A 14,233-nucleotide genomic window follows, 5' to 3' on the forward strand; every position below is an offset into this window, starting at 1 on the left:
CAAATCCCAGTTGACGTATTTGCCACTCGCGAGTTGCTCGTGGCAAAATACGGTGGGGCTGGGATTTGAACCCAGGAATCCGTGAGGATACCTGCTTTCAAGGCAGGCGCAATAGGCCGCTCTGCCACCCCACCGCAGTCGGCCCTACTGGACGATTCCTCTAAGGCCTGTCGGTCTCCCGGACGAGTTCGGGGCCCGCGCCCTCGTCGCGGACCTGGAGCCCGTACTGCTGGACGAGCGTGGTGGTCCGTGGTGGGACGACGCGGCCGGCCTGCCGCCGGGCCCGGAGTATCGGCACCGCGGTCCGGAGGTCCGCGCGCGTCTCGACGACCGGATTCGTCGGCAGGAAGTCGACATCGAGGCCGGCGTCGTCCGCCCGCTCGGTCAGCCTCTGGACGCTCGGCGTCGCGTACGCGTCGTCGAAGTCCACCGGATCGCCGAACCCGGCGAAGTACACCCGGCCGTCGATCGTCGGGCCGAGGACGGCGTCGCTGGACCGCAGTTTCATCGCGGCGCTGTCGATCTGCTGGCGGGCGAGCAGGGCGGCGGTCGGTTCGACGGCCGCGGCGGTGGCCACCGACTCCCGTTCGAGCAGGTGGGTCACGGTGTTCCCGACGCGGCCCGCGAACGTCGACCCGACCTGGACCTCGTAGCGGGCGTCGGCCGGCGACTCGAGTTCGGCGTCCAGCGTCTCTCGAATCGCGGCCTCGGGGTCGTCGACCCCAGGTACCTGGTCGGCCGGCCGGTAGTTGACCAGCAGGTCGGCGCCGCTGGACTCGACGGCCCGACAGACGTCGGCCAGCATGGCCGCGTAGAGGTCCGCGGCCTCGCGGTCAGACAGCAGTCCCCCGGCGAGGTCCTCGAGGACGGCGCCCTCGGCGGGCGGGTCTGCGAGGACTGCGACAGTGGTCATACTCGTCACTGGGACCCTCTCGTGTTTGTCGTTTGCGTTCGGCCCCCACTCTTTTTGGTCGTCTCCGCAGTTGTCCAGCCATGCAGGTTCGTGACCTCATGTCGACCGACGTCGTGACGGTCCCGGTCGGCGCCACGCTCGCAGACGCCGTCCGCCGGTTGCTCGAGGAGGGGGTGGGCTCCGTGGTCGTCGTCGACGGGGAGGGGGACCCCGTCGGTATCGTCACTGAATCGGACGCGCTGGGACTCGCGCTGGAGACCGACGACCCGCTCTCGTCGCTTTCCGTGGAGGCCGTCGGTCACCGGCCAGTCGTGACGACGACACCGTCGACGGCCGTCTCGACTGTGGCGCGGACGATGGCCGACGAGGGCGTCAAGAAAGTGCCCGTAATCGACGGCATCGACCTCGTGGGGATGGTCACGCTCTCGGACGTCGTCTGGCACCTCACGGAACTGCGGTCCGAGCTCTCCAACGCCGCCTCGCTCCGGGCGGAGTGGGACCCGACCTGACGCGGCAATACCGGGTTGACGGGTCGCGGGCAGCGAAACGTTGATGTTCGTTTGTGAGATACGTTACCATGGGTCAGTACGCGCTCCCGGCGGGAAGTACCGCTGACGCACTCCGGAATCGGCATCGACGGACGACCAGGCGCCGGGGGGCGTGGCCGCCCCTGGCCGTCAGACCCCTCGACTGGTTTTGCGAGCACACCCGCACCCGTACTGGCGAGTCTGGTCGGCCGACGCAGGGGTTTTCACGCCCCGCATACACGTAGACGTATGGACGCCGCGCGACTCCCGGGCACGGACGGCCCAGACCAGGTGGTCGCGCACGTCGACATGGACTGTTTCTACTTACTACGTTGAATCCCAAACCACCAGACTTCGGGCGATTTGACAACAGTCTCACGGGTATGTTCCCGCATGGTTCGGTCGTTCGTGTCGCGTCCGTTCGCCATCTCGGGGTTCGTTCAATACGGCGGTTGTCTCAAACAAAAAGTACTGCCGATTTCAGCAAGTGGACACACTAGTAGGATATCATTGATCTCACTCTGTAACGAACCGTGTAAACCGAGCCAATGGATGGGAACTCCGTTCCATATCAACTTTCCATCCACGATCCTCTAATCGGTCCGATATTCCAGCCGCATGTTTGTCACCGCACAAAACAAGAACTTCCGAGTATCCCTCCTGTCTGCTGTATTCAACGATTGAGCGTGACATAATCTCATCTCTCTTACTATCATCCCCAATGAGGAATACGGCACAAGCAGAATACACAAAAGGGGTTCCTGCTATCACAATGGCTGGCATCAATTTATTTGGTATCAAGAAGGTCGGTAGGTCAATTATGACTAACCCGATTGCATACGAAACAAAAATGACAGCAACGATATAGAGCATCTTTTCGCCAGTACCTTCGATCCAAGCCCACATCTCATGAAGCTCTGCATCTATCTCCGAATGGACATCCAATCCCTGACGTTCTGCTTCGTCCTGTATGTCCCACAAATTCCTTGACGGGAGAAGTTCGTCAAGCAGATTGAATGTCTGATATAGAAGTTCAAGTGTGAGATATCCGATTAGAAAGAGTACGTACCCTACCGAAGAGTGATCGAGTTGAATAGTTTGCGACCGTCCTTCAACAAATAAGACTTCAGTTTCCTCGGTTTTTCTGTCAAAGAGGTTTCTACTATCTTTTTGTGCAATGTGAATCTCCCCCTGTACAATAGCTTTCTTTGTCACTTTCTTACAGTGTCGATTGTCGCTGCCCTTTTATTTTCCTTGGCATACCCATCATCAAGGCTACACATGGGGATCATTATAGCTGATATGGTCTTTACTTTCACCATGGCCACGACTTCTACTTATGGCTACAATTCCAACGAATATTCGAGCGGAATGCCGAAAAGTGATTCCATGTTTGTTCGTGTCACAACTCCTGGTCTCGTCAGATACCGTGGAATGGCTCTATCTCTGGAGTAGAACCAAAGGAATCTCCACTGTTGTTGGCTGAAAAGTCCGAGCTAAATTCGGCACGCTCGTGATTTCGAATGAATGCGCAACCTAAGATGGGTGGTCTACGGCATAAGCATGGTACAGAATTTAAACCATCAAACTCGACGGATATCTGCACCTTCTCCCCAAACGTTAGGCATGCGTCTCGTCGACGTCGTCAAGACATACGCGAAGATTCTTTCGCATACAAGAGTCGCGACTATTATAATGAAGCTGTCGTTGGCAGTCGCCGTTCGGGAATGACTAATCCTGATACATTCACTGCTTGGACGGGAGCAAATCAGGATGAACCGTTCTCGGACGACCATCGTAAGAATCGGCGGTTGTGGAGGACCCAAGTTGGATGGAGAGACTACGCTAATGACTCGGACAAGCGAGTAAGGAAGAAAGACGATGCAATGGCTGTACGGTGTGTATGCTCACAGCTGGAAACTCCTGAATATGTAATGGAACGAACTGTTGAACGATGCCTCGATGCCGATATGCGAACCTATTCGGCTCATTATTGGGGGATATACGGTGCAGCCATCGGCTTTGCAATCCTCGAACGGTTTGAGTCGGTCAACGAAGCAATCGATTCAGGATATGCTGACCACGCTAATGGCACATTCGAAAAGATCGACACTGAGGGCGTCATCAAACTAACGTTCCGTAAATTCAACACCCATGAGTGAATTAGATATCAAGACGGATATTCCAGAGGATCTGCGCTCGTTTGATCAATGGGTCGTAACAGAAAATAAACAGCCTGTGAGTCCACGGAAATGGTCGGATATCGACGCATTGCTTGATTACGAGACGGCAGTCGAATACTCTGATGGACTCGATGATTTGAGGATCGGGTTTGTTTTGACAAAGTCGGATCCCTTTGTAGTCTTTGACTATGATAACGTAGCCCGTAACGGCACATTCAGTCAACAGACACGTGACGACATCCGCAACCTGGATAGTTACGCCGAGATTTCATCGTCTCGCACAGGAGCGCACGTCTTTGTTCGTGGAGAATTGCTTGATGAGCGAGGGCACAAATACACCGAGCACGATTTTGGAAGCATTGAAGCCTACGAGGATGGGCGTTACATCGTTGTCACAGGAGAGCGGATTCCAGACATCGGTCCACAAGATACTATCCCCGAACGACAAAATCTAATCAAGGATATCCATAGCCGATTCCCTATGACGACACAATCGGGAGAAATTGCAGTTTCTGGCGGAGGGGAGGGAGACAGTCCCCAGGTAGATAGAATTCGAAGGACTATAGAAGCGTATGCTGATGATAGCAGTACTCATGCACAGAAGTGTCTTGATCTACTCAACTCCGAGGGGTCCGTCATGTATTCATCGCCATCTGAGGCAGATATGGCACTCTGTGGTTGCCTCGCCTTCTGGACTCGCGAAGATCCTGAATTGATGAAGAGATTGTGGCGAAAATCCGAACGCGGACGAAGGAAAAAAGTACAAACACGGAGCGATTACGTCAAACAGACGATAAGTACGGCTATTCAAAACAATCACACTACATTTTCAGGTCGTTATGTGAATTGAGATCATAGCGATGAACTCGTGACTAGTATATTAAGTACCAAGATGGATACTCAATTGCTGTTGGGTCAAATGAGAATCCTTAAAGAACGTACTACTCAGTCCTGACACCTCTATTTTTAATTAACTCACAGAATCTAAACTGAAAAATCAACAAAAGTCGTTAGCAGTCTCTATTGGCCGCAAGGTAACACAGTGGTGAGTTACCGTGTATTGGAATATGCGTCCATCCTTGAAGACATCTGAGGATTATTGCCGTGACCCACCACTGTGTACTCCTGCTGCCCATTCAGAATAAGGCACGGAAAGTATTTGAACAGAATCAGATATCATATATCGGATGACCGAATTTCCTTTGACTGTCGTTTTCCTTGAACCCTCCACATTACCTATACGTTCATTGTAGATCCTTTCGGGAGAGGGTCTTTTGCGCGAGCAGGATTGTTGAGTGTTATTATTGCCTGAATATTGTAAGTAAATCTGCGCGTGCCGAACTACGAATCAAAAGCTCTTGGTCCGTGTTTATTGGAAGAACGCTCTCGTGAAATGGAGGCTCGATTATTTTCGATTTTGTAAATCGGCACAGAGTAATGAATAATTGACAAGAGCCCTCCCTAACACCGATCATGTCACTAAAAGCAGACCAAGTGTTAAAGTATAATAAGCAGATACTTTCCAATTATGTCTGATATGACGGACCTGCAGCGGGACATCCTGATTACTGCCAGGAACAACCCAAGGGCAAGTCAACAGATTGCCGATATGTGTGGCTGCTCCTCATCATACGTCAGCAATGTGTTGAACCGATACGATTCAGTCGACGCGTTCAATGCTGAAATGGAATCAATGGCTGGAATTGAACCCATGCAACCTGCATTAGACATGCGTCCCCCAGCTTGGTTGGAACAATCCGAGCCAATAGCGAACGACGAGGAACTGGACCAAGCCGTTGAGGAAGGAATGATGATTCTTGGCCAATCATTGAAGAAGGGTTACAAAGGACTGAAAACCCTTGTTCGGAAGATAAGTAACTAATGAGCGAAAATCGCGCTAAGGGTATCAAGCAATCTTTCGGGTCAATCGACCCATACCAATTTGAAAAATTTATAGCTGAACTATGGGAACGACAGGGGTGGGAAGCAGAAGTTACCACTGAGTCCCAAGATGCGGGGATCGACGTTTTAGTACGGAAGTCCAATCCATTCAACCAGACACAGGTAATCCAGGTGAAACGGAATGCACCCGAGAATAAAGTGTCCTCTTCGAAGATTCAGCAGTATGCTTCTCTCAAGAGACAAGTGCCTGAAGCAGATTCAGTGATCGTCGTAACTACCAGTGATTTCACTTCTCATGCTATGGATCGGGCCTCGGAACTAAATGTCAAGACAATCAACGGAGATTCCCTTCTCGAAATTATTGACGACGTGGATGCATACGATCTCGTCGACAGGTACGTCGACCAGCCCATTGATGATACTCCGACAGACGAGACCAATAACGATGATGCACCGAAATTCCAGTCTACTCGAGATGATCCATCGTCGGTCAATAGCGGTAACGAAGTGAGAGTGGAAACTGATGAAGAAATGTCTACTGAGGAAGCAATCCTTGCAGTAGGGCAAGGATTGCTCGCGCTCGGATTTATTCTACTAATCGTGTTTTTGGTTGTCCGAGTATTCGTATTTTGATAATTCACACCTGGACTTTTTGTTCGATTCGAGGGACAGGGAAGCCCTCTACCATGCCACATATCTAAATCCCAAAGACATATCCTTCGATGGGGGATCTACACACTATCCTGACTGTTGGCTGGCTCCTTCGCGTGGCACGTCCGTGGTATCTCTCTCCAATGGGTGGCTACTTACAGGAGCCTTCGAACGGTTATATATCGTCAATCTGTTCGGCAGTCGTGATAAAACAGAACGCCTACTCAGCAACACCAATTATCTCGAAGAATCGCAAAACTGCTGAAACATATTCTTTACAAGCATTATCTGATCTTATCCGCCCATCATGTTATAAGCACCCAGATTTTGAATGTCGCGTATGAGACAAAATCCAATAACAGGACACTATCTGACCACTACACCAATAATCTACGCTAATGACAATCATGCCACGGGATTCTTTTTCCGATATTCTGATGAGACCTATCTAATTACAAATCGTCATGCTTTGGGTTTTGAGACAGAGAATGGATGCAAGCTACAGAAAGCTAAAATAAGAATTAGAAATGACCCCTCTGATTTAGATAAATTCGAAGAGAGTACTCTCACGCTCCGAAACAAAAATGATGAAAAGCTTTGGCTCAATAATGATCATCGGGTTGATATAGGAATTATACCCCTAAAACCACCAGTCGTAGATTCTCAAATTAACATACTACCGCCAAAGCAAATTTCCAGCGATTATAAGTATGGAAATTTGGCGTTTCGTGAGAAAGATTTTCCAGAAAGTCGTCCGATGTCTATGATTTTTTCTGGGGGATCTGGTGCAATAATATTGGGATATCCACTTGAGTATTTTGGACCCTCGTATCCAGTAGCCCGAAACGCAGTTATATCAAGTCCTTATGGAAGAACAGTTGAGGAGCTGGTTGATACAACCGCAGGGATACCCAAGAAGGCCTTTCTCACTGATGCTGTTACACATCCTGGATTAAGTGGCTCTCCAGTCATTACACAACCACCAGAGAGTATAATGCAGGATCCAAATAAACCAGAGAACGTGCATGTCGCGGCCAATTTAATGACATACGACAATAAGAGAGCATTGTTAGGTGTGCATGCTGGCGAATTTGATCAATATGCTGATTTCAAACTCAATAATGCAGTTTACCCTACTGCTATAATAGATATGATTAACTCTGTGTGAATTTTGGTATACTTATTGATAATACGCAATCGATATTCCAGTATCAACCATTGTCGGGAGGGAGTGAGGATTTTTGTTCAAAGTGCTTAACCAACTACCACCGTCCTTCAACATTTGATGGTAAAACACAACTATCTCCCTATTCTTCATTGTCATCAGACTGTGAAGGCTTCGAGTCGTGGTATCCCCTCCCGAAGCGAGTGGCATTTATGCCCGAGCGAGGAGTGGGATACCCGACCGAAGCCCTATCCACTAGTATCTGTCATCCCACGCTTTCCTCGGATGCACTTTGATGAATTGAGTGATTAGTTAGTCCTCGTTGAACCACTCACGCCGTTGTTCTGCTTTCTCTGTCTCGGTCCGTTCATCATAGTGTCTATCCAACGTATTGATTGATACGTTCATTCTGTCGCTGATGGCACGTTCGGGGACGTCTTTCCGAAGATTCGAAGTGATGCTTCCTCTTCGGATATCATGAGGCCGAGTGTTGTGAGGGCACTTGACGGCTCCACGAAGTGACCCAGTATACTCACATTCATATGGATCTTTGTCAGCTGGGCACGGTTCATTGTACTGACAAGGGCACGTCCATTTGTAGACGTGTTTCGAGAGTGTTCGCTTGTCCATTCGACCGCTATCGCTTGACAGTAACGGGCGTCGACCGTATTCGTCCGTGACGGGTGTACGGTTCACCTCTACGTAATCTTCGAGAATACTGATCGTCGATGCGGGGACCGTGACAACACGTTCTCCATCTTCCTTGTTCTTGAGTCGTGTTCCGTCTTCGGGACGGTGTTCGATGGTAATTCGGTTGTTCTCTGTATCGATGTGTTCCACATCAAGACTGTGGACTCCGCTCATTCGAGCCCCATCTGCCAAAGAAGAAGAATCAGTACGTGGTCGAGAGAAGCGTATTGATACCGTTCGAGGAAGTTGCAGAGAGTGGTTGCTTCTTCCTCGCTCATCATAGTCTCACGAACGTTTTCTCCCTTGTCGAGTTTTGGAACTTGCATATTGGCGGGGACTGATTCATCGACGGCGTCAATACTCACACAGAATCGAAGGAATGTCCGTAGCTCCGACAACTGTGTCTTGAGAGAGACGGTCTTGAGTCCATCTTTACGCCAGTTTTTGTACTGGATGATGTCTCTCCCCGATAACTCATTGAGATTGCTGATACGGTCATCTACGTCGGATAAGTCGGTGTCAGTCGTTCCACGTTCAACGTTGGTTGCTCCTTCACACCAATCAACGAAAAAACCGAGACGGTACCGTTTCGCCTCGATCGTGTTGGGCGATAGTTCGTTCTCACAATCATCGAGGTATAGTTCGAAGGCTCTACGTGCGCCGATAGGTTGGAGTTTGTTCGATACCATTGTTCTGACGAACCCCGATGGGCAACGAATCGCTGTCTACGCACGGTGTGCGTACGTCGACGACGGATCAGGTGGTCGCGCACGTCGACATGGACTGTTTCTACGCCGCGTGCGAACGCCGCCGGGAACCCGCGCTCGAGGGTGAACCCGTCGTCGTCGGGATGGGCTACGAGGCCGACGAGGTCCACGGCGCGGTAGCGACGGCCAGTTACGAAGCCCGCGAGTACGGCGTCGAGTCGGCGATGCCCATCTCGCAGGCGCTCTCGGCCCTGCCCCGGAAGGTGGACGCGGCGGGCGACCCGGACCTGGACGTCGCGGACGCGGGTTTCTACCGCCCCGTGGACATGGAGTTCTACGAGTCGGTGGCCGAGGAGGTCCGGGAGATAATCCACGACGAGGCCGCCGTCGTCCGCGAGGTGAGCATCGACGAGGCGTACCTCGACGTGACCGACCTGGTGGCCTGGAGCGAGGTGGACGCGTGGGCCAGGGACCTGAAAGCGCGTATCCGTGCCGAGGTGGGCGTCGCTGCCAGCGTCGGCGTCGCACCGACGATGAGCGCCGCGAAGGTCGCCAGCGACCGGGAGAAGCCGAACGGGATGGTCGTCGTCCGCCCTGGCGAGGTACGCGAGTTCTTCGCCGACCTCCCTGTCGAGGAGGTCCACGGCGTCGGCCCGGTGACCGCGCGCGAACTGAGCGAACTCGGCGTCGAGACTGCGGGCGACCTGGCGGCCGCGGACCCCGAGACCCTCGAACGCCGCTTCGGCGAGCGTGGCCGCGAGATTCGGCGGTTCGCCCGCGGCGAGGACGAACGCCGGGTCACGCCGCGCGGGAACCCCAAGAGCCTCTCGCGGGAGTCTGCGTTCACCGACGCGACGGACGCCACGGAGACGGTTCGCCGCCGTGTCCGGACGCTCGCCGAGGCCGTCGCCGACCGCGCCGCCCGGAAGGCGGCCCAGTACCAGACCATCGGCATCAAAGTCGTCGAACCGCCCTACGACGTCAACACGCGGGCCCGGTCGCTCCCCGGCCCGGTCGAGGATCCGGAACTCGTCGAGTCGGTGGCGCTGGACCTGCTTTCGGAGTTCGACGACGTTGCCGTCCGGAAGGTTGGCGTCCGCGTCTCGAACCTCGATTTCGCCGCCGGCGAACAGGCCAGTCTCGACGGGTTCGACGGCGACGGGACGGGGAGCGACCGACCTGACGACGACTCTGAGCGGGGGGCCGACCAGCCCTCGCTCGATGCCTTCTCCGACGGGGGCGAACCCACGGACGCCGATGTCGACGCCCAGGCGTCGGACTCCGGCGCGTTCCCGGGCCGACGCCCAGACGGACAGACGACGCTCTGGGAGTTCGTCTGATACCCCTCGCGGTCGTCAGGAGACGCCGTTCTCGAGGTTCTCCAGCAGTTTGCCGACCAGCAGGCCCGCCCGGGGCGAGATCTCGTCCTCGGCCTGGACGACGGTCGGGTGGGCCGCCAGCGTCTGGACGAACTGCTCGCCGTGGGTCATGGCGTTGAGCATGTCGACGACGTCGACGACGAGGCCCTCGTCGCTCGTGTCCATCCCCGGATAGCGCTCCTTCTCGGCGTCCGTGTAGCGAATCGTCCAGGCCGGGCCGCCGACGGCGTCGACGACGTCGTCGAGCGGCGCCACCTCGATAGGGCCGTCGCTGCTGCCGACGTAGACGACGCCGTCTTCGACGATGGTCTCGTATCGCGCCATGCCCACGTGAACCCTCCATGCGTGCTAGCGCGTGCCAGGGCAATAGCCGTTGCCCTCCCCGTGACACCCACACGTCGTGTAACCCGTGTGACTAGCGTCTGACTGAAGGTTATGGGGCGAGGGACGCGTAGCTCCGTCAGAAACGTATGGGAGAGACCGAAACGATAACCGTCGCGGACACGAGCGCCGGCCCGGGCGGGTCGGACGACCCCGGACAGTCCGTCGACATCCCCGTCGTCGAACTGCTCACCGGCCGCGGGTTCATCACGGGCAAGAGCGGGTCGGGCAAGTCCAACACGGCCAGCGTCGTCGCAGAGAAGCTGCTCGACAACGGGTTCGGCCTGCTCGTCGTCGACATCGACGGCGAATACTACGGCCTCAAAGAGGAGTACGAGATCCTCCACGTCGGGGGCGACGAGGAGTGTGACATCCAGGTCACCGAGGAACACGCCGGGAAGATAGCCACGCTCGCGCTCGAACAGAACGTCCCCATCATCCTCGACGTCTCCTCGTACCTCGACGAGGCGGAGGCCGAGAACCTGCTGACCGAGGTGTCGAAACAACTGTTCGCCAAGGCCAAAAAGCAGAAACAGCCGTTCCTGATGCTCGTCGAGGAGTGCCACGAGTGGATCCCCGAGAAGGGTGGGATGGGCGAGGTCGGGAAGATGCTCATCAAGATCGGCAAACGGGGCCGCAAACACGGTCTGGGCATCGTCGGCATCAGCCAGCGCCCGGCCGACGTCAAAAAAGACTACATCACCCAGTGTGACTGGCTGGTCTGGCACCGTCTGACCTGGAACAACGACACGAAAGTGGTCGGGCGCATCCTCGACAGCCAGTACGAGAACGCCGTCGAGGACTTAAACGACGGCGAGGCGTTCATGATGTCCGACTGGTCCGAGCGGGTGCGCCGGGTCCAGTTCCACCGCAAGCAGACCTTCGACGCTGGCGCGACGCCGGGTCTGGACGACTTCGAGCGCCCGGAACTGAAGTCTGTCAGCGAGGATCTGGTCTCGGAACTGGAGACCATCAGCGAGGAGAAACAGGCCACCGAGAGCCGCATCAAGGAGCTGCGCGAGGAACTTGACAAGAAGAACTCCCGCATCGCGGAACTGGAGACCGAGCTCCAGGACGCCCGCGACCTCTCGCGGATGGCCGAGCAGTTCACCAGCGCGCTCATCGACCACGTCGACGACTACAACCCCGGCAGGACCGAGCAAGAGCGGATGCGCGAGCGCCGCGGCCGGTTCGCGGCCCCCGAAGACGCGGCCCCCGACGGCGAGGATGCCGGGTCTGAGGCGGCGACCGACGAGGACCCGCCGGCCGCCGACCGGACGTCCGGCGGCGGGTTCGGCGACGCGTTCAGCGCCTTCGAGGACGCCGGCACCGCGATGAACGGCGGTGCAGACGGCGCCTCGGCCAACGGCTCGGGGCCGACGGCGAACGGGCAGGACGGCGGCGCGACGGCCGAGGGGGGCGGGGCCGACGCCGCCTTCGCCGCCGCGATGGCGAACGCCGCCGACGTGGAGGCGGCGTCCACGAACGGACACGCCGACCCGTCGGACGACGAGGCCGACGCGACAGGGACCGACGGCGAATCCGCGTCCGACGAACCGGACGTCGTCGGCGACATCCTCGCGGACGTCGCCGAGATGGAGACCAAGACCCGGCGGATGCTCTCGTACTACCGGGAGCAGGGGCCGGGGACGCCGCTGAACGCGCACTTCTCCTCCGGTGGCTCGGGCGACCGGACGGCGGCCTACGCCCGGAACCGGACGCTGCGCCTGCGTGGCCTCATCGAGCACGTCGGCCGTGGGGCCTACGACTACCGCCTGCGCGACCTCGTCGCCGAGGAGAGCGAGGCGGACCTCGACGACATGCGCATCGAGGAGTACGCCTCGCGCATCGAGCGCGAGGTCTTCGAGGACGACTGAGGCCGCGAGAAGCGTCTCCCGTCAGACGAGCGGTTCGACGAGGTCTTCCAGCGCCGCGCGCGGGTCGTCTGCCTTCGCGACGCCGCTGGCCAGCAGGACCCCGGTCGCGCCGAGGTCGCTCGCCGAGACGAGGTCCTCGCCCGTCGAGATGCCGGCGCCACAGAGGACGTCGACGTCGCCATCGACGCGTGCCGCGGCGTCGACTGCGCCGGTCACGATGTCCGGGTCGGCCTTGCTGACCGGCGTGCCGGTGCCGATGAGCTCCGGCGGCTCGACGGCGACGGCGTCCGGGCCGAGCGCGGCGGCGGCGCCGATCTGGTCGGGGTTGTTCGCACAGACGATGGTCTCTAGGTCCGCGCGGTCGGCGGCGTCGAGCGAGGCGTCGATGTCGGCCAGCTTCAGGCGGTTCTCGGAGTGGTTCAGCATCGTGCCGACGGCGCCGGCGTCGGCGACGGCCTCGGCGAGCGTGCTGCCGGTGTGGCTGCCGTGCTCGTTGGGGCTGACGTGCTGGGCCCACGTCTCGACGCCCGTCTCGGCCACGGACTCGATGTGGGCCGCCTGCGGGGCGACGGCGACGCGGACGCCCGACTCGTCGCTGACGTCGGCGGCGGCCGTCGCTACTTCGACTGGGTCACACGGGTAGGCCTTGAGGTTGACCAGAACGAACATGCGCGAATCAGCGACGGCCGCCCGCAAATAGGTTGTGCAATCGGGTCGGCGGGTAGTGAAGGTTAAGGCCGCCCGGGCGGAACTCTCAGTCGAACCGTGACTCAGGGGGGCTCGCCCGTGCCGACAGTGCTCGTCGTCGAAGACGAACAGCATCTGGCCGACCTCTACACCGACTACCTCGCGGACCGCTACGAGGTCCTGACGGCCTACAGCGGCGAGGAGGGCATCGCGCGACTCTCGACCGACGTCGACGTCGTCCTGCTGGACCGCCGGATGCCAGTCGTCTCGGGCAACGAGGTGCTTGCCGAGATCGAGGAGCGGGGGCTGCGCTGTCGCGTCGCCATGGTGACGGCCGTGAACCCGGACTTCGACATCATCGGCATCGGCATCGACGACTACCTGGTGAAACCAGTCACCCGCGACGACCTGTGTTCGCTGGTCGAGCGTCTCTCGAAGGTCGCGACCTACAACGACAAGCTCCAGACGCTGACCAGCAAGAAGCTGAAGCGAAACGTCCTCCGGGTCGAGAAGTCGCCAGCCGAACTCGAGGACAGCGATCGCTACCAGCAACTGGAGGCAGACATCGAGGCGCTCGCAGACAGCGTCGACGAGCTCGCGACTGACCTGGACGTCGAGAAGTCGGACCTCAGGCTCTAGTCTTTGCGCTTGACGACGTCGCCGAGCGTGTACTCGCCGCTGCTGGACCCGCTGGACCACTCGGTGTCGTCGCTGCTCCCGGCCGCGCTGAGGTCGATGCCGAGTTCCTTCTCGAGTTTCTTCTGGACGTCGTCGCTGGGAAGCGAGTCTCCGTGTTCGAGCTTCCGGATGAGACTCGCCTTCAGGTTGAGCTTCTGGGCCAGCTCCTTCTGGCTGAGGCCCTGTGACTCGCGACCCTCGCGGATGAGCTGGTCGTAGTCCTGTGCGAGTTCGTCCATCTCGTCGAACATGTCCCGGCGACGGCGTTTGCTGCCACCCGAGGACGACCCGCCAGAGGACGACGAGGACGACGAACTGCTGGACCCGCTCGAGGACGTCGAATACTTCGTGGAGGTCGATGACGAGCTGTCCTGGGTCTTGACCTCCGTCCCGAAGTCCGTACACTCGTCACAGACGTCGAGTTCGGCCCCCTCGATCTTGACGCGGTTGGGGGAGGCGACATCCTTCCCGCACATCTCGCATTGAACCATGT

General features: G+C 57.2%; 15 protein-coding genes and 1 tRNA gene. 8 read left to right on the forward strand and 8 right to left on the reverse strand.

The genetic code is table 11. From position 1 onward, the window contains the following. Positions 1-50: 50 nt before the first annotated feature. Together P1N55_RS00655 and P1N55_RS00660 are read right to left on the reverse strand one after the other, a co-directional pair. Positions 51-134, reverse strand: a tRNA-Ser gene (locus P1N55_RS00655). Between the two features lie 26 nt (positions 135-160). After that, entirely contained in the window at positions 161-913 is a 753-nt protein-coding gene (locus tag P1N55_RS00660; protein WP_276277117.1) for a glycosyltransferase family protein, read from the reverse strand. Between the two features lie 80 nt (positions 914-993). Between P1N55_RS00660 and P1N55_RS00665 the strand changes: the two genes are divergently transcribed. Continuing rightward, a complete protein-coding gene (locus P1N55_RS00665) occupies positions 994-1,422 on the forward strand; it encodes a CBS domain-containing protein (protein WP_276277118.1) in 429 nt (142 codons plus the stop codon). 534 nt (positions 1,423-1,956) lie between these two features. Here P1N55_RS00665 and P1N55_RS00670 read toward each other — a convergent pair. After that, on the reverse strand, positions 1,957-2,655 hold the full coding sequence (locus P1N55_RS00670) for a hypothetical protein (RefSeq protein WP_276277119.1): 699 nt from the start codon (positions 2,653-2,655) through the stop codon (positions 1,957-1,959). A gap of 939 nt (positions 2,656-3,594) precedes the next feature. Between P1N55_RS00670 and P1N55_RS00675 the strand changes: the two genes are divergently transcribed. The 4 genes from P1N55_RS00675 (at position 3,595) to P1N55_RS00690 (ending at position 7,344) form a co-directional block, all read left to right on the forward strand. Next, positions 3,595-4,473 (forward strand): phage NrS-1 polymerase family protein, encoded by an 879-nt coding sequence (locus tag P1N55_RS00675; protein ID WP_276277120.1) that lies wholly within the window; start codon positions 3,595-3,597, stop codon positions 4,471-4,473. A gap of 687 nt (positions 4,474-5,160) precedes the next feature. Beyond that, complete coding sequence (locus P1N55_RS00680; RefSeq protein ID WP_276277121.1) at positions 5,161-5,505, forward strand: hypothetical protein; 345 nt, start codon at positions 5,161-5,163, stop codon at positions 5,503-5,505. Further along, positions 5,505-6,158, forward strand: a complete 654-nt coding sequence (locus P1N55_RS00685; protein WP_276277122.1) for a restriction endonuclease — start codon at positions 5,505-5,507, stop codon at positions 6,156-6,158. Before P1N55_RS00680 ends, P1N55_RS00685 begins: the two co-directional genes overlap by 1 nt. 358 nt (positions 6,159-6,516) lie before the next feature. After that, positions 6,517-7,344: a hypothetical protein gene (locus P1N55_RS00690; protein WP_276277123.1), complete on the forward strand. Its 828-nt coding sequence runs from the start codon at positions 6,517-6,519 to the stop codon at positions 7,342-7,344. A 401-nt stretch (positions 7,345-7,745) separates the two neighbouring features. Here P1N55_RS00690 and P1N55_RS00695 read toward each other — a convergent pair whose 3' ends face one another. Together P1N55_RS00695 and P1N55_RS00700 are read right to left on the reverse strand one after the other, a co-directional pair. After that, positions 7,746-7,913 carry a hypothetical protein gene (locus tag P1N55_RS00695; RefSeq protein ID WP_276277124.1) on the reverse strand — a complete coding sequence of 56 codons (168 nt, stop codon included), beginning with the start codon at positions 7,911-7,913 and terminating at the stop codon, positions 7,746-7,748. A 288-nt stretch (positions 7,914-8,201) separates the two neighbouring features. Further along, positions 8,202-8,720 carry a site-specific integrase gene (locus P1N55_RS00700; protein WP_276277125.1) on the reverse strand — a complete coding sequence of 173 codons (519 nt, stop codon included), beginning with the start codon at positions 8,718-8,720 and terminating at the stop codon, positions 8,202-8,204. A 17-nt stretch (positions 8,721-8,737) separates the two neighbouring features. Between P1N55_RS00700 and dinB the strand changes: the two genes are divergently transcribed. Next, a complete protein-coding gene (gene dinB, locus P1N55_RS00705; protein WP_276277126.1) occupies positions 8,738-10,078 on the forward strand; it encodes a DNA polymerase IV in 1,341 nt (446 codons plus the stop codon). Positions 10,079-10,093: 15 nt separating this feature from the next. Here dinB and P1N55_RS00710 read toward each other — a convergent pair whose 3' ends face one another. Continuing rightward, positions 10,094-10,441: a hypothetical protein gene (locus P1N55_RS00710; protein WP_276278654.1), complete on the reverse strand. Its 348-nt coding sequence runs from the start codon at positions 10,439-10,441 to the stop codon at positions 10,094-10,096. A gap of 146 nt (positions 10,442-10,587) precedes the next feature. Here P1N55_RS00710 and P1N55_RS00715 point away from each other — a divergent pair, with 146 nt between their 5' ends. Next, positions 10,588-12,375, forward strand: coding sequence for an ATP-binding protein (locus P1N55_RS00715; RefSeq protein ID WP_276277127.1), 1,788 nt, complete (start codon positions 10,588-10,590; stop codon positions 12,373-12,375). Between the two features lie 21 nt (positions 12,376-12,396). Here P1N55_RS00715 and tpiA read toward each other — a convergent pair whose 3' ends face one another. Continuing rightward, a complete protein-coding gene (gene tpiA / locus P1N55_RS00720) occupies positions 12,397-13,044 on the reverse strand; it encodes a triose-phosphate isomerase (protein ID WP_276277128.1) in 648 nt (215 codons plus the stop codon). Positions 13,045-13,170: 126 nt separating this feature from the next. Between tpiA and P1N55_RS00725 the strand changes: the two genes are divergently transcribed. Then, entirely contained in the window at positions 13,171-13,701 is a 531-nt protein-coding gene (locus P1N55_RS00725) for a response regulator transcription factor (protein ID WP_407067187.1), read from the forward strand. Here P1N55_RS00725 and P1N55_RS00730 read toward each other — a convergent pair. Then, on the reverse strand, positions 13,698-14,231 hold the full coding sequence (locus tag P1N55_RS00730) for a multiprotein bridging factor aMBF1 (protein WP_276277130.1): 534 nt from the start codon (positions 14,229-14,231) through the stop codon (positions 13,698-13,700). The genes P1N55_RS00725 and P1N55_RS00730 overlap by 4 nt on opposite strands. Positions 14,232-14,233: the final 2 nt, after the last annotated feature.

Source organism: Haloarcula regularis, from assembly GCF_029338315.1.
In the GTDB taxonomy this organism is placed as follows: Archaea; Halobacteriota; Halobacteria; order Halobacteriales; family Haloarculaceae; genus Haloarcula; species Haloarcula regularis.